This is a genomic window from Leptospira ryugenii (assembly GCF_003114855.1).
GTDB lineage: Bacteria > Spirochaetota > Leptospiria > Leptospirales > Leptospiraceae > Leptospira_A > Leptospira_A ryugenii.
In genome coordinates this window covers 722,820-742,158 of record NZ_BFBB01000008.1, presented here as the reverse complement: position 1 = coordinate 742,158, position 19,339 = coordinate 722,820, and the positions used below count along the sequence as shown (strand labels likewise).

Here is a 19,339-nt window from a genome sequence, read left to right as displayed (position 1 = left end):
CACAAACTCCTTGGGAATGTTTCTCCCTGGAGGACAAATCTCAGCAAATCTCGTGCCAAATGACCAATATATCGCAAAAACCTGATTTACAAGGCATTTTAGTGGCAAAATAAAGAAATAAAAGAATCTTCGTCAGAAAACTGACGTCAATTTTTTGACGATCGTTAATTTTCTGCCGATTAATCCAATATCCCCAAATCCTTCATCTTGTATCTTAGAGTCGTTCGTTTCAATCCTAAACGTAATGCTGCCTTAGTCATATTCCCTTTTTCAAGTTCTAAGGCTTGTAAAATCCTATCCTTTGACAGTTGTTCCAACTCTTCCTCTAGCTTCAGTCCTCGCGGCAAGGAGAAAGCATGATTGTCCCTATCATTTCTGAGTGTTCTGAGGAAGGGAAGGTCGGACTCTTCAATAAGCTCTTTGGGAGATTGTGTCAGTGTTTGGATCACCGTGTTCTGCATCTCTCGAATGTTCCCAGGCCAAGGATATTGAAGGATAGCCCGGAATGCATTCTGACTAATCTTTGGTTTTGTCATTTTGTATTCATTGCAAAAGGATTCCGTAAAGAAATCCCAAAGGTACGGAATGTCCTCTTTTCGATCACGAAGTGGGTTCAAAGGAATATTAAATACTTGGATACGGTATAGTAAATCTTCGCGGAATAATTTCTTTTCTACCATTTCTGATAGGTTTTGGTTTGTTGCAAAAATAAAACGACAATTTGCTATGTGCTCTTTGTTAGCACCTAATGGCGTGTAAGTTTTTTCTTGCAATAGACGCAACATTTTTGCTTGGATGGGCAAAGGCATCTCTCCAATTTCGTCAAAGAACAAGGAGCCACCATCAGCTTCTTGGATTCTACCTTTTCTGTCTACCTTTGCATCAGTAAACGAGCCTTTCTTTGCGCCAAAGATTTCAGCTTCCCATAAATTTTCTGGCAAGGTTGCACAGTTGACTGCGACAAATGGTCCATTCTTATTTTCTCCCAATTGATGGATCATTCTTGCAGCCAATTCCTTTCCAGAACCAGTCTCTCCAGTAATCGTAACAGGGTGAGGAAACCTCGCCGCCTGCTCTACTTTTTGGATTGTCTTTTCAAAAATACTACTTTTGTAAACCAATGAGGTATTTCCTATCTCCAATGTTTTGGGTTTGCTAGACAGATAGGATTCTAAAAAATCAAAAGTTTCTGAAACCTCTGGTAAATCCTTTTTTGCCTTTTGGATCATATCGGCTATGCGAAAGAGGGCATTCCGTAAAACCCCAAATTCAAAACTCTTTGGTGAATCTCGACTTTCTATACCTTGGAATTCCAATTTGATTTCTTCCATCAACTGCTGAATCGGTAAGAGAAAACTTTCTTTAAAGAAAATGGGAAAAAATAACAATACCAAGATCGAAAGGCAGATTTGAAACCAAACTGATGGAAGAATCAAGCTATGAATTGACTCTCGATACTTGAGATAATGGAAAATCTTCCACTCATTTCCATCTAACATGCGCAAGGCAATAAAGAAATTTCCTTCACGCTCAAAGAAAAAATGAGAATAGTTTCCAATATGCTGAACCTCTGCCTGAAGTCGTATTTGTTCCATCTCTAATTCCGGGATTGCCATTGTTTCCACAGTCGTATCGTATACCTGTTGCAAAATTGAGTTACGAAATAAAAATTCGTAATACCTAGATTGCAAGGTTGAAACAATCAGAAAAAAAACGAGAGACATCCCCAATAGTCTTGGGATAAATCCTGTTCTGCCCGTTGTAGAACTCGTATACAGTATTACATATCCTGAAAAGATAACGAGAATCCCTGAATTCATGATCTCAGCAAGGATCACAGCATCCAAAAGACGAGTATGGCCTAAAAAATAAATTCCAGTAAGAATCAGCTCTATGGTAGTCAGTAGGATCAACCAAATCGTCAATGATACTTCGTTTCGATTGCCTGCCAATTCACTTTGCATGTTCGTCACCTGACGTCTCTGGCTGTAAGAGGATAACAAACGTCTGATCGAAACCACAATACTATATAGATATGCGATAAAACTAAAGATAGGAATCCAAATAGATTTGAATTTAGAACCGTAGGCATGAAGCGAAAACGAAAAACCCAAAGTAGCCGAGAAACGAAACGCATAGTCCAAAAACGCGAAAGTCGCCAATATACAACCAACTCCCAAAACAAATACTCTTTCTTTTTTGAATACTTCCGAGGGAAAGGAATACGAGATTTGCAGGCGAGACAATGCTGCAAAAGCAATGGCACAGGCAAACAACCATCCGTATGATCCTATGGGATGGAAAATACTATATCCGAACCAGTAACCAAAGTTAAAGACAAACAAAAAACCAAAGTACAATGAAAACCAAAAGGAACCCAAATCTTTTGATTTTCTCTTATATAGAAAAAAAAAGCAACATAGCAGAGAGAGTATCATAGGAGCCACTCGTCCTGCGGAAAGATCAGTGAAATAAATGGACAATTTCTCTCCTAGTTGGGATTTTATTATCTAATTTCTAAGAAGAAACTCAATAAAAAAATTCCATTGTAAAGTATGATTTAGCTCTTCGGCTGATGGATGCTCGTTTCTATTTAAAACGAGATTTAAGAGCCATCGCTTTTCCCAGAAGTGTCACTCTCACTAAAAGGAAAGTATAAAGATTACTGATTGATCTTTACTTTTCTGTAACCATTCGAATACCACTCATGGTTTCATTTTCGGAAGGATTTTCTTTCTACATCTATGATTCCAGGCCAAATAGACAGATTTTATGTTTTATGCCTTGAAGTATTTCTTGGAACAAAAAACTCCTTGAAGATTCGATCGCGATAACATTTGATAACCCGTAGAAGATTGCATTCAATCATTCTGAAAACAAAAATTGGAGACTATGATGAGAAAACACAAGTTTGTAGAAAGGTTTCTACTCATTTTTTTATTTGCTGTGATGTTTACAATCCAGTGCAGTACAACAGGTTTTGGTCCGCAAGGTGGAATTTTCACCTCTACTAAAATCGGGATTCATGGAATCTCAAATACTGGAGCAAAAACCGGCTCTGCTTGTACGTATTCGATCTTAGGATTGATTGCCTTTGGAGATGCAAGTGTTACGGCTGCGGCAAATTCTGTTGGTATTGCAAAAGTGAACACAATAGATTTGGAAGGACTTTCAATTCTGGGTCTTTTCTCTAAGCAGTGCACAGTCATAAGAGGGGACTAATATGCTGCAAAGACTATCGCGAATTATGGGCTTGGGCCTGCTAACAATGATGCTTGGAAATTGTTATGCAGTCACCGTTGGCAACCCCGCAAACACTTATTTTTTTAACGATGGAAAATCAAGTTTTAGTGCATCAGGTTTTGAAGTAACAGATGCGGAAGGAGAAGCTTGTGCCAGGTCAATTTTTGCACTCGTATCAATTGGAGATGCTTCCGTAAATAAGGCGGCCGAAAAATCTTCAATCAAAAACATAAGAAGTGTAACCCATCGATTTTATCCAAATTGGTTTGGTATCCATACTTTTTGTACAGTCGTGAGAGGCTCAAGATGAAGAATTTCAGAATATATACTTTAGTTCTTTTCGTTGGCATTTTCATGAATGCTTGTATTACAATTGGATATGGAACTGGTTTTGGACCGCAAGGAGCTATTTTTAGTTCCACAAAACAAGGATTAGGTAGTCGAGGAAAGTTGGATGGCCCTTTAACTGGTAGTGCATGTGTTCACAATTTCATTCTATTGGCGGCTTTTGGGGATGCCTCAGCAGAAAAAGCGGCAAACAATGGTAGAATCACAAATATCTACACTGTGAATAGAACTACCTTCAATCTACTATCTCTCTATCAGAATTTGTGCACTGTCGTAACTGGTGACAATGTTCCGATCAAAAATGAGATTTCGAGTGGAAAAAACAATGAAGCCAACTTCAACGATGTGATCACTCTTAAAAACGGCGAAGTGATCAAAAACGTGAAAGCAGCTATTACTGCCGACTCAGTTGTCGCTGTGTCTTCAGATGGAAAAACCATAGTCTATAAGAAAAGCGAAGTTAAGGGGATTCAGAACAACGTAAAATAAATCCTCGCACTGGCAATTTTTCCATGGAATTTAGAAAGAGTCTTCTTTTGAATCCTTCATGGAAAAATTGACCAAAACTTATTACAAATAGAACCAAACATTTCCCCGATGGCAACACTTCTTTCTTCGAAAATACACTCACGAAGTAAAATGAAACCTAATAAAAAATTGTACTATGAAAAATGATTTAGCAATGCGATTGATGAGGGCTCGTCGCTACTTAGAAGAAAATTATTCAGAGACTTTACTTCTTTCCGATGTGGCGAAATCTTCGCATCTTTCTGTTTTTCATTTTCATAGGCTTTTTAAATCCTATTTTGGGCAAACATGTATCGACTACCTTAACCAGGTACGACTTGAGAAAAGTATTCAACTTCTTCTCATGACAAATGTATCGATTGCCGATATCAGTTTCGAAATTGGATTTGAGAATACGGAAACATATATTCGAAATTTTAAAAAATTGTTTCATCTCACTCCGCAGGCCTATCGAAAGGCAAAAGAATCTGTTCCGTTCCCAGGAAGGAGCATACTGACTCCCATCCAGTCCAAAATTTTAAAAAATCCATTCCGGAAAAGTGAATACAGAGACATGGAAAATGTTTGTATGATCAGGCATTCAGGATCGAACGGAAGTTATAGAAGAACAATGCAAATACTTTTGGATAAAAGTTTACAACTAGGATTATTTCGAGAACCATTCCTCATCTATGGACGGAGTATCGACCCACCCAAACTAGAAGATACAAGCCTTCGGAGAATCGAATTTGGAGTGCCGATTCCAAAGCATTTTAGAAAAGAGATTCCCTTTCCATTGGAAGAAGTCAAATTCAGAAAAGGTAAGTATATATCTTTGTATCATACGGAGAGCATTGCAAACTTAGAAGCAACGTATAAGATTGCGTACCATTTTTTATTGCAAAATCCAAACCTTTCCCTTTCTAATGAACCTGCTTGGGAAATTTATCATAAAATCCCACCCTTCTATCGAAACACAGAAATCGAAATCCTATTCCGCCTGAAAGATTAGCAAGAATCGTCAATTGGTTTTTCCTTAAGTCTGCTATTTTAGAAGTTAAGGAGATCAATATGAAAATCATACTAATCGTTGTCGGCATCCTCTTTGCTCTGGTAGCTTTTCTTGTAGTTAAGGCACCGGAAAAGCGCCTTGTGAAAAAGGAAGCGAGGTTCTCTACCAGTATAGAGCAAGTGTGGAAACAAATTCGAAATATCCAGGGGCAAACATCTTGGCGAAAGGACGTGGAATCAATCGAAGTGATTTCGCAAAATCCCGAAGTTTGGGTTGAAATCGCAAAACAAGGAATCCATACTAAATTCCAAACGATTGAGACCAGGGAACCTAACTATTGGAAAATGAAAGTTTTAGAGCCCGAATATTTGGATGCCGAATGGATAGGCATCCTTGAGAAAGACGGTGATGGAACAAAAGTAATCTTCCAGGAATCCGTGCGAGTTCCCTCTATCTTTTATAGAGTGATTTCATATCTTTTCTTTGACGTGAATCAGGTAATGGAAGTCTATCTAAAAGATTTGAGTTTGGCACTAGGAGAAACATTCGATGAAAGAAAAATCAAAACAACCATGGAATGATAAGCTAAATAAAAAGGCGGAGCCAAAAGTTAAACATATTGATAAACGATTTTCAGACATTGAAGAAGACTCAGATATGTTAGTGGCTACTCCAAAGATATTTGAAGAGTACATTCGAAAAATTCCCAAAGGAGAATTTGTGGATATCAAAAAGGTTCGAAAGGATTTGGCAAAAAGGTTTAAGGCAGACGCCACTTGTCCGGTCACCACGGGATTATTTTTGAGAATCGTTGCAGAATCTGCCTTTGAGAAGTACCAAGGAGGAACGAAGGCTAACGAAATCCCACCTTTTTGGCGAGTGATTGCACCTAACTCAAGCATTGCGAAAAAACTCAGCTTTGGTACTGAGTTTATCAGTTCTATGCAAAAAAAGGAAGGTATTGAGATTTCATCCTAATATGCAGAGGCAAACCATTTAAGTTTGCCTCTGGTTGTTTCTTAATTTTGAGGAAGTTTTCCTAAAAATGATGCCGATTGAGATGATGGGTTAGTAAGCAACTGATTGCTTTCAAAATAAACGTTTGTTCGCTTACTTCCCGAAACAATTACCGAATCATTCATATCCAGAGTAGTAGAGAGAAAAAGCCCTCCATCGCCAGAATACATTGATTTTATCCATTGTGCGATTCCTTGTGAGTTAAGTTTTAAGAGAATCGGATAGGATGTGCTCATAGGAAAAGTGATCTTTACGCCGTTTCCGTAATCAAAAGTGGCAGAGCCAGCATTGCTTCCAGCAGCATATACATTACCACTTACATCAGAGAACACAGAGTAAAAGTTAGCGGAAGAAAAACTTCCGTTTGGTTCCCCAGCTCGCAACCAACGAAATGTACCATTTGCTGCATAACTTAAAATGATACCTCTCTCTTGGCTATTTGTAGATAAGGTTGTTCCAATTGCGTAGCCTACTGTCGTATTTGGATATTGAGTTCCAACTACATAGATTTGGTTTTGGATATCTAGAGCCACTGAATTAAAGGTTGCTCCACCTTGTACGAATATAGAGGGCTGGTTAGAGGTGATTGTTCGATAGAATAATAAATTTCCAAATGAATTGATCTTCAAGACAAAAGGATTTGGACCAGTTGAGGGAGTAGTATGTATGGAGTTTCCGAACTGAACATTCCCATTTCCTTCTTGCACTCCAACTGCAATGACATCCCCATTTGTATCAATGGCTAATCCTTTGATCTCAGAGTGTCCAGGTGATGTTGTCACAGTTCTTGCCCAAACCGCTGTACCGTTCGCATCATACTTTACGATAAAAAGATTTCGAAACCCTGCCACTCCTCTTATCGGACCAGATCCATAGTTATAAGTTTCTCCATCCTGGTATCCGCCGACATAGACATTCCCATTGTTATCCACTTTAACAACAGAGAAAGTTGAGTAACTTCCACTACTCCCCACCAAAGACTTAGCCCATAAAGCATTCCCATTTGGATCATATTTTACTAAGGTCGGGTTCCATCCATTGGTGGTTCCAGTCAAAAATACACCTGATCCATAATGGAAACTACTCTGGCTATTTTGACCACCTGCAACATAAACATTGCCGGCGGAGTCCGTAGCTACCGAAGAATAAAATGACTCTTGCACACTATTGCTAACTGACCTAGCCCAAAGAGCATTCCCAGCTGAGTCGTATTTTACAAGTACTGAGTTTGAATTTGCAGATGGGGATGTGGCTGTGACTCCAGGACCATAGGTATAGTTGTCTTGTCCTCTTTGGGTTCCAGCCGCGTAAATATTTCCATTTGGATCAGTAGTTACTGCATCAAATGTTGAACCATAGAGACCCGTAGTAATGGACCGTGCCCATGAAAATTTTGGGATCACATTTAGTACAATACTTGCGACGGCAGTTTTTGCCACTCCTCCACAAATACCAGGATCATCCGTAAATTTGATCTGAAATGTATACCTTCCGATGCGATCAGGAATAACATTCGCATTTAATGTATTGCGGTTAATAATGTTAGAGCTTAGCAAACTAGAATTTGTTGGTTTTGATGTAACTTCCCATTCATATAAGTAATTGCTAATATTTGCATTACAAGCAGAGGCATCTCCATCCGCGACAATAGCACGTAGTTGAATTGAGTCTCCTTTCCCCCATTCGAGTTGGTAAATATTCATAACAACCGTTGGAGTGAGATTTGTTCGCGAAGTACTTGCAGAAACCACTGAGGTCCAGTTGCTAACATTTCCAACATCATCGTAAGCGATCACGCAGAAAAAATATTGTGTGTTATCTGAAAGACCACTAACTACTGCATTCAAAGGTAAGCCTGCAGCAACAGGTGTGACAGCGTGAGAAACTGCGATAGACGATTGGCAAGAATCAAGAGTAGCGATTACACCCGTTGATCTATATATCTCGTAAACCGAAGCAATTCCTGTTCCACCATCGTCTCCTACTGCGTTCCAGCTGAGTTGAATCTGGCTACTTCCTAGTGCAGTTGCAGTTAATGATGTGATTTCGGATGGAGGACTTGTATCGGGAGCAGAGAATGTTCTCAATGAGACCGTCATTGGTGGCCATTGATTAAAATTCCCGCTATCATCCATAGCTTTTATACAGAAATAGTAATCGGTATTTGGTACGAGCCCAGCGATATTTAATGATTCTCTGGCACCAGATTGTTTTGGTACTAAGCCGTGGGGAATTAAAGTTCCCGTACAAGTGGCATTGTTAGTGATCGGATTTAAGGACCGAAAGATCAAATAACCTGCTGCTTTTCCACTACTTCCATCATCTCCTGGTGCTGTCCATTCAAGTCTGCCTCTATTCTGAGATGTTGCGAAAGCAATAAGATCTGTTATATTATTTGGGCCAAGACTATCTCTCACAACTACTACTGCCTGTGCATTTCTCCCGTCTACTGTTGCAGTCACAGCCGCAGAGCCAGGTACGGACGGAGTGAAAACGTTTGCTACAATATTACCTATGTTCGAACCATTGAGCCCAATTCCGTTAGCCGTTATGTTAGCATTTACCATTCTAGGGTTGCCAAGATAACTTGCGCTAACACCGAACAAAACTTTCTCAGACAAGTCCATTGTAACTTCTGAAGGAAAAATTGTGAGAGAATCTATTTGTGGGTTTGCTTCTCCGTTAGGCGTTGTATCATCTGAGTTTGGTATTCCATCAGAGTCAGAATCTATTACAGAAGAAGCATCTGCACTTGTTGTATCAGATCTCCCGTTATCTCTTTCCCAAACGCAAAGCAAGCCATCATTGTCTGCATCTATATCATAGCCAGATATAAATGTCGAAACATTTGAACTTTCAGGGTAAATGAAAACATTGTTGCCGGGAACAAAGGAGGTATTTCCGAAGGAATCCTTGGCTGAAATTTGCATCTTTATCCCTGCTTGGCTAATTGCTTCATACGGGATAAGGGTAGAATACCAATTTGTACTTCCCTCGCGAGTCATACGGATAGCAAACGAACCACCATTTTTTGGTCCTGTAAGTAAATAAACCTCTAGCGCATCTCCGTCCGGATCAATCACCTGAGTTCGAATCATATAAGGAACGAAACTACATCCAGGTTTAAATACGTAAAATGCACCAGAATTAATAGGAGCTCTATTGCCTATTGGAGGGCTAGCAAGTCCGAAAATTGAAAATGTGTTTGTTGTAAACACTACTTTGTCGCCATTTACGCTTGTCTGGTGCATACTCCAGCTTGGCATTTTTCCTGCATTTTCTTCAGCACTTGTTGTACTATACGAAAACGCGAGCGAGTTTGATTTTTCTAAATTTAAAGATTGTATCTTTGTAGTGTCCAATGACATAGAAATCGTCACTGGTTTTTTGAATTTATAAGAAGGAGAAATTATATAGGCTGGGCTCGTTGGAACGTAGCTGGATGGATATGTTGTATCTTCCGGCGTGTATCTACTGATTTGAAATTCAATATTAGAATCTACTGCACCCTCGGGAAAATCTATGGTGATCATACCATCATTCGAGCGTAATGTGGTACCAGTAGATGTCACCTCACCCGAACCAACGGGAGTAGAAACGACGGTGTCTTCTAAATTTGTTGAATTGGGAGAAACGGCACCAAGAAGTGCACCGAAAAAGTTAACAAATCCTTTGGTAGACGATTTCGATAACTCGCCATTTATCACTGCAGCACACGAAGAAAATCCGAAAGAGAGCAAAAGCGCAAAAATAAGTTTTCTCATAATTTTTCCTAATCATTTTCAGTTAGCGTCCAGTTCGAAATGTACTAAAAAAAATGAAAAGGATTTTTTGAAATTTTCTCTGTGTAACACCCCTGCTATGGAGTCTCTCCAATCAAAATCTGGGCAGAAAGTTATTGAACGAGGATCAAACAAGTGTTCAGAGACCTGAACACCTTACTCCATGCCACACTAAGAGAATTTTGACAGCTCAGTTTAACATTTGGAAAAAATCATTTCCTTTATCATCTACCACAATAAAGGCGGGGAAATTCTCGACTTCAATGGCCCATATAGCCTCCATACCCAATTCTGGGTAATCAAGAACTTCCACCTTTTTTATGTTCTCTTTTGCTAGAAGGGCTGCGGGGCCACCAATCGAACCGAGGTAGAAACCTCCGTTCTTTTTGCAACTGTCGGTCACCAATTTGGAACGGTTGCCCTTCGCCAATGAAATCATCGAATAACCTTTCTCTTGGAAGAGGGGCACATAGCTATCCATACGACCTGCAGTGGTCGGGCCAAAGGATCCAGATGGCATTCCCTCTGGAGTTTTGGCGGGTCCTGCATAATAGATGGGATGGTTTTTGAAATAATCAGGGAGCGATTCACCCTTATCCAATCTTTCCTTTAATTTTGCGTGAGCAATGTCGCGAGCCACAACTAGCCTACCGGACAACATAACTCGTGTCTTGACGGGATGTTTGGATAAAATTTGAAGAATATCCTTCATAGGTTGGTTGAGATTGATATGGACTGCCTCACTCTTCGCTTCTACGTCATCTACACTTGGAAGGAATTGTGAAGGATCATATTCTAGTTGCTCTAAATAAATCCCCTCTTTGGTGATCTTTGCTTTGATATTGCGGTCAGCACTACAACTCACTCCCAATCCTACTGGGCAAGAGGCGCCATGCCTTGGCAATCGAATGATTCGAAAATCATGGGCCAAATACTTGCCACCGAATTGTGCCCCAATACCAGATTTTTGTGCGGCTTTGAGCATTTTCTCTTCTAGCTCTAAATCTCGGAAGGCAACACCTTCTCTGTTGCCTTTTGTAGGTAAATGGTCTAAGTAGCCAGCAGAGGCTAGTTTTACGGTTTTTAAATTCATCTCGGCGCTTGTACCACCTATAACAACTGCTATGTGATAAGGTGGACATGCTGCGGTTCCAAGACCTGCCACTTTTTCTGAGATGAATTTTTCTAATGATGCTGGATTTAAGAGAGCTTTTGTTTCTTGGTAGAGGTATGTTTTGTTCGCAGACCCACCACCTTTTGCAAGAAAGAGAAAACTATATTTGTCGCCAGGAGTACTATAAATATCCACTTGTGCTGGTAAATTTGATCCCGAATTGACTTCTTCGTACATAGAGAGTGGTACCACTTGTGAATACCTTAAATTACGATTCACATACGTGTTATAGATACCTTTCGAAAGTGCTTGGGCGTCGTCTCCACCTGTGATTACATATTCTCCTTTCTTTGCGACGACAATGCCAGTGCCTGTATCCTGGCAAGAAGGAAGGAGTTTGTCGGCGGCAATTACTGCATTCTTGATGAGTGCCATCGCCACAAAACGATCGTTCTCTGTTGCCTCTGGATCGTCTAGAATCTTGCGGACCTTTTTTAAATGCTCTGTTCGTAGGTAAAACGAAACATCTTCCATTGCCTTTTCGGCAAGAAAGGTTAAACCCTCGGGATCCACTTTTAAAATTTCTTTGTCTCCAAAGGGAACAGTAGAGACGTAGTCTTTTGTCAAAAGTTTGTAGGTAGTTGTATCAGTACCTAACGGAAATGGATCTGAGTAAAAAAATTCGGGCATGGCTTCCTCGTTTTGAAAAACAGTTTCCTATCTTTAGACAAACCGTAAATGGTTTTTTAAGGGAGCAATTTCTTTTCGTATAGACCTATCCAATCTTTCACCGTTAGCTTTTCCACGAGCTCCCCAATCAATGCGTAGGGAATCTCATCCATTTTTTTGAAGCGGATGCAGCTCTTTCCCATATCCAATTTAGATTTGCAATGCTTCGGATATTCTGCTTGGAACCATTGTAAAAGTTTGGGATCCGCATAGATTCCCATATGGTACAAAGCGATGAACTGCTTCTGAGAGGCTATTTGAAGGAAAGGTAAGGGAAGAGATTTGTCGCAATGGTATCCATTTGGGTAGATCTTTTTAGGTACCACATAGCCTACCATTTTGTAAATGATTGTCTCTTCAAATCCTTTCGGTAATTGTTTTTTGATGATGGCCCGTAGTTTTGAAAAGGCAAGCTTGCGATCTTCTGGGAGACTTTGGATGTATTCGCTGACCGTGTTCATAAGGATTGAACCGTAAATACAAACGGTACGATTTCAATCCTTATTCTAAGTGCTAATAAGAAATCAGTTAACGTTTTAAAATTTTGAACCCAATCTCCCGACCAAGGCCTTGGAACATTGCCAGGTTGATCCAGAAATTTGCAAAATGTTCCATGAGTTCAAATTTATCATTTCCGCCCACATCTATACAGTCGGCAAAACCCATATCCAACGCTAATTCTTTTGCGACTGCCTTGCCACGTATAGAATTACCTGCCACAAAGGCATCTATTGCAGCAGACGGGTATTGGGGATTTGCAATGTTGTTTGCTCCTGTAGTATTGAAACATTTCACAATATCTTGGCTTTTTGTATGGGCGAGGATGGCATCTGCAGTATTGGTAAATCCTTCAGGTCCTCGTTTCATGACAACATTCATGGTATCTATGATGACCTTAGAACCCGTGTCTCCTAAGGACCGAGCCACTTCAATGGCAGCCACCGCAGGTGTTGCTAAAATCACTGTCTCTGCCTTCTGAACGGCTGCTTCAATGCTTGTCACTTGCAATCGTTCCAAGGGAAGGCTTTCTTTGCCTTTAAACGTATCTTGGTTTCGCACACCAATGAAGACTTCATGTTTTTTGGACAGGCCACGAGCAAGTGCACCGCCTACATTTCCCGTTCCGATAATCGCAATTTTCATACATGCCTCTAGGCTTAATATTAAGAATCGAGACTATGTTTTGAATCTAATTTTTCTTGAAATATGCGCAATTTTATCTATACCATAATATATTGTAAGTAACTTACACATTGGTGAGTGTAATGCCAGAATTTAAATACAAAGACAAAATCTATTTTAATCCCGTGGAATTTCTTTTGGACTGGATAGGCGGTGCCTGGAAGATGCCCATCTTATGGCGACTCAGAGAAAAAACTCTAAGGTATAGCGAGATCAAAAAAACCCTCAACCATATCTCGGACAAGATGTTGGCACAATCATTACGAGAATTAGAGGACTGTGGCCTTGTCTCTAGAAAGGTGTATGCCGTCGTTCCACCAAAAACAGAATATAGCCTAACAGAGCTAGGGAAAAAAACAATACCTTTGATTTCGGACATGCGTGAGTTGGGAAATGTTTTGATGAAGAGTTCTGGCATTTATGTTGAGGACCAGACTTCCTTTCCCAAAGAAAAAGTGAGTCGAAAGGCAAACAAAAAAAAATAGCCCGATCTGCACCGGGCTATCTCAATCAATCCTTGTTTCTGTGGATTATTTAGAAACGACTTGGAAGGTTACCCTTCTGTTGATCGCATCTGTCTCAGAGAAACCAGAAATAGGGGAAGAAGATCCTGCAGCCTTCGTTACGATACGATTTGCTGGAACACCTTGTTTCACAAGAGCATCCTTCACTGCATCGGCACGGATTTGAGAATAATATCCGTTACCTTTTTTGTTGCCTTCTGCCTCTTCTGGTCCAGAAGCATCGGCATGGCCAATGATCTGTAGAGAGTAGTCTTCAGGTAATTTTGTGAGAGCTTCTTTAATATACGCTACGTTATCCTTAGCCCATAGATTGAAGTCTTCTTTTTGGATATCAGCTTGTTTATAAGCGAAACCTCTTTTTCGAGCTCCATCTGGGTATCGATAATCTTTGAGAGCTGTATTGATCTCGTCTAACAGAGCCATGTTTAAATCTCTAGATGATACTTTAGTATCCGCAGCTGGCTCTTGCGTTGTTGTTTCCGTTTTTGTCTCAGCCGAAGAACAATGTACGATAATGAGAGAAATTCCGGCGATGAGCGCAAGTTTCGTCAAAATTGCTTTTTTCATCAGTTGACCTACCTTCGATCGTCCATGATTTTGTTCTTTTCACTAGATAACAACCGAAAATGCAAATTCAACTGACTGTTTCCGAAGATTACGCTGACGCAAGGCTGGACCTTTTTCTAAAAGACCAGGCGGGAGATGATCTGTCCCGTTCCACGGTACAAAAATGGATTGAATCGGGTTGGGTAAGAGATGCTGAAACAGAAGAGATTTTGGGTAAAAATGGGCTGAGGCTCCGTGCCGACCAAAAACTCAACATCCAACTCCAGCCCAAAGCGGAGTCCCATTTAGAGCCCATCCCAATGGACATTCCCGTCCTCTATGAAGAAGAGGAATTTATGGTAGTCCATAAAAAACCAGGGATAGCCGTGCACAGCGGCCCTGGGGATGACCAACCTTCCCTCGCCAATGGACTTCTCTATCAATTCCAACAGTTGTCTTCTGTTGGTGGAAACCGCAGGCCAGGAATCGTCCACAGGCTAGACAAACCCACGGAAGGGGTCCTCCTCATTGCCAAATCCGACCGAGCCCATGCAAAATTATCAGCGGCCTTCCAAAATAGGCAGGTGGAGAAAACATACCAAGCATGGGTCTTACAATCACCTGTTGAGGGACAGGGGACAATGCGATTGCCAATCGGAAGGCACCCCGTAGACCGAGTGAAGATGTGCATCCGGGAGACTGGCAGGGATGCCATCACGCACTATAAAACCGAACAGATTGTCCAAACGCAAACTGGTAGAAAGTATTCGTTTTTGACGATACAGATTGAAACGGGAAGGACACACCAAATCCGTGTCCACTTACAGCACTTACATTGCCCTGTAGTGGGAGATAGTTTGTATTCTAGATCTGCAAAAGATTATGCGCAGTTTGGATTATTGTTACTAGCAAAAAAGATAAAATTCCCACATCCTTTCAGCCCAGAACAGTATTTAGAAGTGGAGATTGATCTGCCAGATAGGTTCAAAACCTTTGAACGAAAGTGTAGGAGTTATTGAACATCGGGCATTTAAAAAGCCCGATGTTCAACAGGGTCGATTTAGGTATCGAAATCTACCAAGAGTGTTTCATTGACGGCGCTGCCACCAACTGTGCCAGTGATCGTAATTGTATACTTTCCTGTATACTTCAAGGTCGAGTTGTTATAGCTGTAGGCAGCAATTGATTTCAAAACTAGATTAGATATGTTGAAGTTTGCTGTTTGTCCATTCTGTGAAATAGTGATCCCATTCGCAGAATTTGAGGTAGACGTGAATGTACCTGCTACAGAAAAGTTTGATCCAGAAATCGTCGAAGTGAATTCACTTACAGTGTTGTAACTAAGTGTACCAGTTAGCTCTGCTTCGTTATAGACACTCATGAAGTCATTGTAAAAGGTTTGGTAAGTCTCACAAGATGGCTTTGTGGAAGAAGAGGCAGCAAATGCCGCGCTATTGCCATTGTATTTTTTAAACAACGCAATGGATTTGTAGAGATCTCCATAAAGCGTTCCATATCCTGTAAATTCAACAGTTGCAGAGGATTTTGTGGATCCTGTCTTCGTTTTAAAACTTCCGTCAGTAAACTTTGCGGTTCCCTTTCGAGTGGAGGATGTTGTAAAGCTGGAATAACCTGTCACATTACAAGTCACTGTCGGTGCATTCGTAAAGGCCTTAATATCTTGAGTGACTTTGGTGTAAGCATATCCAGATACTGTGCCGCTAAAAGTATAGGAGGTATAACCCTCTGAATCTGTTGTTGCAGAACTCCAAGCGGTGAGACGTCTATTCACTTTTTGATCTTTCTGTGCAATCGATTCTGTCTGCTTCTGAAGTAAGGTTTTTAGGGCTGCTTGCGCCTCTTGTGATTCCTTACCCTTCGAGAGAATTGTATGGATTGTCAAAAGCTGGAGCTTATCCATTTCCTTTGCCTTTCGATCTCTCATCGTGAAATTCGACGTGTTAGACGTAGAAGTTACGGAGCTTGAAATGTTTGACAATATGCCTGAAACCGAGACTGCTCTACCTACAGGCGTATTTAAATCACTTGTGGATTCGGACGCCGGCCTTTGCGTTAGCAAAAATAAGGCCAAAAGATTATTATTGTCGTTGTCCTTTTTTTCATTACAATTGATGAGAAAAAGAATGATTAAAAAACTGATTATCGTTTTCATTGTTCACCTAGCACTTATAAGAATGAAGCCAATTCCTATACTTCTTTTCAAAAATGTCAATAATAAATTAGATTTTCATAATTTACGAATAAAAAAGGAGTCTAGATTCATGATCTTGCACGCGTTAATGAACAAGAGTCGACTGAATCGCATTCAGCGCATAAATAAACAATACTTCAAACTTAAACTAATGACCGCTAATTTTTTGTTTTTTTTAACTTTTTTTCCAAATTGTGCAATAAACAAAAATGATACAATCGACCTTTTATCGAAATCAACGGTTCGACTTGGAGAAAATCAAACCATTCATGTAAACAGTACTTTTGGAACAGGTTTTTTTATTTCAGATAATTCATATATTCTAACATGCTCACATTTTGTAAACCAAGTGGAGACAGTTTATGTCTACCATTTGGAAAAATCCTATAAAACCAAATTGGTTCGCAAAGATAACCGAAGTGACCTTGCCCTCTTGGAAATCCAAGGTCTGGATTTTGGTCATGGTTGGATCGAAACCGAGAAACAAATCCCAGCAGAGTATGGTTTAGAGGTTTGGGGGATGGGAAGTCCATTCGGAGAAGAGAAGTCTCTTTACCGAGGCATGGTTTCAAAGCCAGCCGTTCTGGGTGGTGATCCCACAGAACCCAACCTTTCTTTTATACAGTTTGATCAAATTTTTTTACCGGGATTTTCTGGTGCACCCTTAGTCGATAAGGCTCACGCGTTTGTTGGGATTGCCCGCTACCAAATGACTCTCTCGGAATCGAGACACTCAGGATTAGGTTATGCTATCCCTGCCAATAGAGTCAGAGAGTTTCTAGAAAAAGAATAAATCTGTAGGCAAAACCGTTGGACACGACTATATTTATATGTATAGATTCGGAACATGCTTACTTCAACTGGGTGGTTCCGGGAAGGCATTTTTTGTTGTGCCTTTTTGATTCTATTTTCCTTGCTAGGTTTCCAAACAGAAGCGATTTATTATTACCACTTTGGCGAAGTTACCAATAGTGATGCTCTCTATCCTTACCTCTTTGGACTTGATTTACATGATAGCATTCAAAATGTAAGGACTTGGAATTTTCCACCCTCTTCCACATGGATACCAGATGTACTTCTACTATGGTTTGTAGAAAGTTTCACATCGAATCTCGAAACCCTTTTCAATGTATACTTGGTGTGCGTATTGTATGGATTGGTCTACTTTCTGAGGGTTCTAGGTTTACATTTTTTGAATGGAGTATTCCTAAGTTTCTCTTTTTTACTTCTGGGAGTTACTTATCCAAGGGAGTGGGGTCAATTTTTTTTACCGAGTTTCCACGGCATGGAATTTTTGATGATGGGCATCCTTTTCCATCAAATAAAGATAAGAAGATTGGTTCGTTTTCGAGAGATGTTCCTTGTCTCTATCTTATTTAGTCTTTTTTTGCAATCTGAGCTCTGGCTTTTCGTACACTTTGTCCCTTTTTTGGCGCTCTACTTCCTATTCACCAAGAGAATTCAATCTGGAATCCTGATCCTGATTCTCACTTTGGTTGTTTTTTTAACCATGAAAAAATGGGAACGGATGGTAGGTCTCGGAAGCTTTCAAACGCATCAACTGGGATGGCAGGGAATTTTTCTCAATCTCATGCAATTGCCTACCATGGCTTTAGATGGTTTGCGTATCCATCTATTTGGGCTAACAAGCGTACCACTTTCCGAATATATGTTTCCGATGACTACAGTCTTAGCGATTTTTATGTTCGTTCTTTATAGAAAACTTGGTACTATTGAACCACTTTTACTCACTCTTTCTATCTTTCTCACATTACTCTTTCTAATATGTTTAAAGATCGAAATGAATGCAAGGTATCTCTACTCACTTCCGATAGTAGTTCTCTATTGTCCCCTTTTTTTAATCCAGAACATACTGTCCAAGTATGTTCAGATCATCGCAATGAGCCTACTCCTTTTATTCTCTTACTTATGCGTAACGAAAATTGAACCGATCAACCAACAAAAGATATCTGCCTATAAAGAAAAATTTCAAATCCGCATGGAATGTTTGCAAAAACTCGAAATAACCCTCTCGAATGAGGCTGTTTTTTCAGAGTATTGGCTCACAAAATATAGCCGTGCCTATAGTCAAAATCGGTTACATTTAGTACCCTTCACCCCAGATGGAATCTACTACCCTTGGGTTCACAATACAAAGTGGGATCAAGGGCTTGTAAGTAAGGAAATATCTTCTTTCCGCTGGAAGATCCTACGAAACCCAAATTCTGCCCAAAAAGAGAGCGGGATTTTATACCCAATCCCGTGTTTGGATTGGCAGATCATCGGTCCCAAAATCCCATAAATTTTGCTCGATTTTTTGCTTTCACAAGGTTCACTTACTCACTAAGGTTATCCTATGTTTGAAATTTTTACTGACCCTGCCTCACTCGCTGCACTTGTCTCACTAACTGCTTTGGAAATTGTCCTGGGCATCGATAATATTATATTCATTTCTATTTTGGCATCGCGACTTCCTAAGAACCAACAGAAAAATGCCAGACAAATTGGTCTTTTACTCGCAATGTTAACAAGAATCCTGCTATTGTTTTCTTTATCTTTGATTATGAAATTAACCGAACCTTTCTTTGTTTTGGTAGGCCATGAGATCAGCGGACGAGATTTAATATTGATCGTAGGTGGACTCTTTTTAATAGCGAAGTCGACAACAGAAATTCATCATAAATTGGAAGGAGACGGAGAGGATAAAGATTCGGATAGAAAGAAACTTACCTTTACAAATGTCATCATACAAATCATGTTATTGGATATCGTTTTTTCTTTGGACTCTGTGATAACAGCGGTTGGTATGACAGACCATTTGATGATCATGATATTGGCTGTCATCATCTCCGTGGGCTTCATGTTACTTGCCAGTGGTTCTATCTCAGACTTTGTCGATAGGCACCCTACTGTAAAAATTCTTGCCCTAAGTTTTTTGATCTTGATTGGACTAGCGCTTGTGGGAGAAGGATGGGAACTTCATATCCCGAAAGGATATATTTACTTTGCAATGGCCTTCTCTGTCATCGTAGAGATGTTAAATATACAATTGAGAAAATCTGACAAAAAGCCAGTTGTATTCAAGGACAAATGACGATGAATCGAAAGCGTTTTCTGAAAAAT

18 protein-coding genes are annotated in these 19,339 nt (G+C 40.1%); 11 read left to right on the top strand and 7 right to left on the bottom strand.

Going from position 1 to position 19,339, the window contains the following annotated elements; translation table 11 throughout:
- Positions 1-179: 179 nt before the first annotated feature.
- Entirely contained in the window at positions 180-2,483 is a 2,304-nt protein-coding gene (locus DI060_RS16210; RefSeq protein WP_108977962.1) for a sigma-54 interaction domain-containing protein, read from the bottom strand.
- A gap of 409 nt (positions 2,484-2,892) precedes the next feature.
- Here DI060_RS16210 and DI060_RS16205 point away from each other — a divergent pair, with 409 nt between their 5' ends.
- The 6 genes from DI060_RS16205 (at position 2,893) to DI060_RS16180 (ending at position 6,088) form a co-directional block, all read left to right on the top strand.
- Positions 2,893-3,222 carry a TRL-like family protein gene (locus DI060_RS16205; RefSeq protein ID WP_108977961.1) on the top strand — a complete coding sequence of 110 codons (330 nt, stop codon included), beginning with the start codon at positions 2,893-2,895 and terminating at the stop codon, positions 3,220-3,222.
- Between the two features lies 1 nt (position 3,223).
- Entirely contained in the window at positions 3,224-3,553 is a 330-nt protein-coding gene (locus tag DI060_RS16200; RefSeq protein ID WP_108977960.1) for a TRL domain-containing protein, read from the top strand.
- Entirely contained in the window at positions 3,550-4,080 is a 531-nt protein-coding gene (locus DI060_RS16195) for a TRL domain-containing protein (protein WP_108977959.1), read from the top strand. The genes DI060_RS16200 and DI060_RS16195 overlap by 4 nt, the downstream gene beginning before the upstream one ends.
- A 175-nt stretch (positions 4,081-4,255) precedes the next feature.
- The gene (locus tag DI060_RS16190; RefSeq protein WP_108977958.1) at positions 4,256-5,110 is read left to right on the top strand and encodes a helix-turn-helix domain-containing protein; all 855 of its coding nucleotides are present in this window, start codon (positions 4,256-4,258) and stop codon (positions 5,108-5,110) included.
- 59 nt (positions 5,111-5,169) lie between these two features.
- Positions 5,170-5,691 (top strand): SRPBCC family protein, encoded by a 522-nt coding sequence (locus tag DI060_RS16185; protein WP_108977957.1) that lies wholly within the window; start codon positions 5,170-5,172, stop codon positions 5,689-5,691.
- The gene (locus DI060_RS16180) at positions 5,660-6,088 is read left to right on the top strand and encodes a hypothetical protein (protein WP_108977956.1); all 429 of its coding nucleotides are present in this window, start codon (positions 5,660-5,662) and stop codon (positions 6,086-6,088) included. The genes DI060_RS16185 and DI060_RS16180 overlap by 32 nt, the downstream gene beginning before the upstream one ends.
- Positions 6,089-6,129: 41 nt before the next feature.
- Here DI060_RS16180 and DI060_RS16175 read toward each other — a convergent pair whose 3' ends face one another.
- The 4 genes from DI060_RS16175 to DI060_RS16160 all read right to left on the bottom strand — a co-directional run bounded on the left by DI060_RS16175 (position 6,130) and on the right by DI060_RS16160 (position 12,895).
- A complete protein-coding gene (locus tag DI060_RS16175) occupies positions 6,130-9,891 on the bottom strand; it encodes a hypothetical protein (protein WP_108977955.1) in 3,762 nt (1,253 codons plus the stop codon).
- Between the two features lie 208 nt (positions 9,892-10,099).
- Positions 10,100-11,713 carry a fumarate hydratase gene (locus DI060_RS16170; RefSeq protein WP_108977954.1) on the bottom strand — a complete coding sequence of 538 codons (1,614 nt, stop codon included), beginning with the start codon at positions 11,711-11,713 and terminating at the stop codon, positions 10,100-10,102.
- A 56-nt stretch (positions 11,714-11,769) separates the two neighbouring features.
- Positions 11,770-12,213 (bottom strand): DUF1801 domain-containing protein, encoded by a 444-nt coding sequence (locus DI060_RS16165; RefSeq protein ID WP_108977953.1) that lies wholly within the window; start codon positions 12,211-12,213, stop codon positions 11,770-11,772.
- 67 nt (positions 12,214-12,280) lie between these two features.
- Positions 12,281-12,895, bottom strand: a complete 615-nt coding sequence (locus DI060_RS16160; RefSeq protein WP_108977952.1) for an NADPH-dependent F420 reductase — start codon at positions 12,893-12,895, stop codon at positions 12,281-12,283.
- A gap of 122 nt (positions 12,896-13,017) precedes the next feature.
- Between DI060_RS16160 and DI060_RS16155 the strand changes: the two genes are divergently transcribed.
- Positions 13,018-13,419 (top strand): winged helix-turn-helix transcriptional regulator, encoded by a 402-nt coding sequence (locus DI060_RS16155; RefSeq protein ID WP_108977951.1) that lies wholly within the window; start codon positions 13,018-13,020, stop codon positions 13,417-13,419.
- 45 nt (positions 13,420-13,464) lie between these two features.
- Here the strand turns inward: DI060_RS16155 and loa22 are convergent, their stop codons facing one another.
- Positions 13,465-14,025 carry an OmpA family outer membrane lipoprotein Loa22 gene (gene loa22, locus DI060_RS16150; protein WP_108977950.1) on the bottom strand — a complete coding sequence of 187 codons (561 nt, stop codon included), beginning with the start codon at positions 14,023-14,025 and terminating at the stop codon, positions 13,465-13,467.
- 59 nt (positions 14,026-14,084) lie between these two features.
- Between loa22 and DI060_RS16145 the strand changes: the two genes are divergently transcribed.
- Positions 14,085-15,023, top strand: coding sequence for an RluA family pseudouridine synthase (locus tag DI060_RS16145; RefSeq protein WP_108977949.1), 939 nt, complete (start codon positions 14,085-14,087; stop codon positions 15,021-15,023).
- Between the two features lie 41 nt (positions 15,024-15,064).
- Here the strand turns inward: DI060_RS16145 and DI060_RS16140 are convergent, their stop codons facing one another.
- Complete coding sequence (locus DI060_RS16140) at positions 15,065-16,177, bottom strand: hypothetical protein (protein WP_167837031.1); 1,113 nt, start codon at positions 16,175-16,177, stop codon at positions 15,065-15,067.
- Positions 16,178-16,286: 109 nt separating this feature from the next.
- On the opposite strand from DI060_RS16140, the gene DI060_RS19020 reads away from it, so the two are divergent.
- The 3 genes from DI060_RS19020 to DI060_RS16125 are packed head-to-tail and all read left to right on the top strand — an operon-like array spanning position 16,287 to position 19,310.
- Positions 16,287-17,009 (top strand): S1C family serine protease, encoded by a 723-nt coding sequence (locus DI060_RS19020; RefSeq protein ID WP_209452060.1) that lies wholly within the window; start codon positions 16,287-16,289, stop codon positions 17,007-17,009.
- A 54-nt stretch (positions 17,010-17,063) separates the two neighbouring features.
- Complete coding sequence (locus DI060_RS16130; protein ID WP_108977946.1) at positions 17,064-18,518, top strand: hypothetical protein; 1,455 nt, start codon at positions 17,064-17,066, stop codon at positions 18,516-18,518.
- Positions 18,519-18,572: 54 nt separating this feature from the next.
- Entirely contained in the window at positions 18,573-19,310 is a 738-nt protein-coding gene (locus tag DI060_RS16125; protein ID WP_108977945.1) for a TerC family protein, read from the top strand.
- The last annotated feature ends 29 nt before the right edge of the window (positions 19,311-19,339 follow it).

Coding starts and splice junctions, on each gene's coding strand:
- DI060_RS16190 (WP_108977958.1), top strand. CDS start 4,256: ATGAAAAATGATTTAGCAATGCGATTGATGAGGGCTCGTCGCTACTTA.
- DI060_RS16175 (WP_108977955.1), bottom strand. CDS start 9,891: ATGAGAAAACTTATTTTTGCGCTTTTGCTCTCTTTCGGATTTTCTTCG.
- DI060_RS16155 (WP_108977951.1), top strand. CDS start 13,018: ATGCCAGAATTTAAATACAAAGACAAAATCTATTTTAATCCCGTGGAA.
- DI060_RS19020 (WP_209452060.1), top strand. CDS start 16,287: ATGATCTTGCACGCGTTAATGAACAAGAGTCGACTGAATCGCATTCAG.
- DI060_RS16130 (WP_108977946.1), top strand. CDS start 17,064: ATGCTTACTTCAACTGGGTGGTTCCGGGAAGGCATTTTTTGTTGTGCC.
- DI060_RS16160 (WP_108977952.1), bottom strand. CDS start 12,895: ATGAAAATTGCGATTATCGGAACGGGAAATGTAGGCGGTGCACTTGCT.
- DI060_RS16170 (WP_108977954.1), bottom strand. CDS start 11,713: ATGCCCGAATTTTTTTACTCAGATCCATTTCCGTTAGGTACTGATACA.
- DI060_RS16140 (WP_167837031.1), bottom strand. CDS start 16,177: ATGAAAACGATAATCAGTTTTTTAATCATTCTTTTTCTCATCAATTGT.
- DI060_RS16200 (WP_108977960.1), top strand. CDS start 3,224: ATGCTGCAAAGACTATCGCGAATTATGGGCTTGGGCCTGCTAACAATG.
- DI060_RS16180 (WP_108977956.1), top strand. CDS start 5,660: ATGAAAGAAAAATCAAAACAACCATGGAATGATAAGCTAAATAAAAAG.
- DI060_RS16165 (WP_108977953.1), bottom strand. CDS start 12,213: ATGAACACGGTCAGCGAATACATCCAAAGTCTCCCAGAAGATCGCAAG.
- DI060_RS16195 (WP_108977959.1), top strand. CDS start 3,550: ATGAAGAATTTCAGAATATATACTTTAGTTCTTTTCGTTGGCATTTTC.
- DI060_RS16185 (WP_108977957.1), top strand. CDS start 5,170: ATGAAAATCATACTAATCGTTGTCGGCATCCTCTTTGCTCTGGTAGCT.
- DI060_RS16125 (WP_108977945.1), top strand. CDS start 18,573: ATGTTTGAAATTTTTACTGACCCTGCCTCACTCGCTGCACTTGTCTCA.
- loa22 (WP_108977950.1), bottom strand. CDS start 14,025: ATGAAAAAAGCAATTTTGACGAAACTTGCGCTCATCGCCGGAATTTCT.
- DI060_RS16145 (WP_108977949.1), top strand. CDS start 14,085: ATGCAAATTCAACTGACTGTTTCCGAAGATTACGCTGACGCAAGGCTG.
- DI060_RS16205 (WP_108977961.1), top strand. CDS start 2,893: ATGATGAGAAAACACAAGTTTGTAGAAAGGTTTCTACTCATTTTTTTA.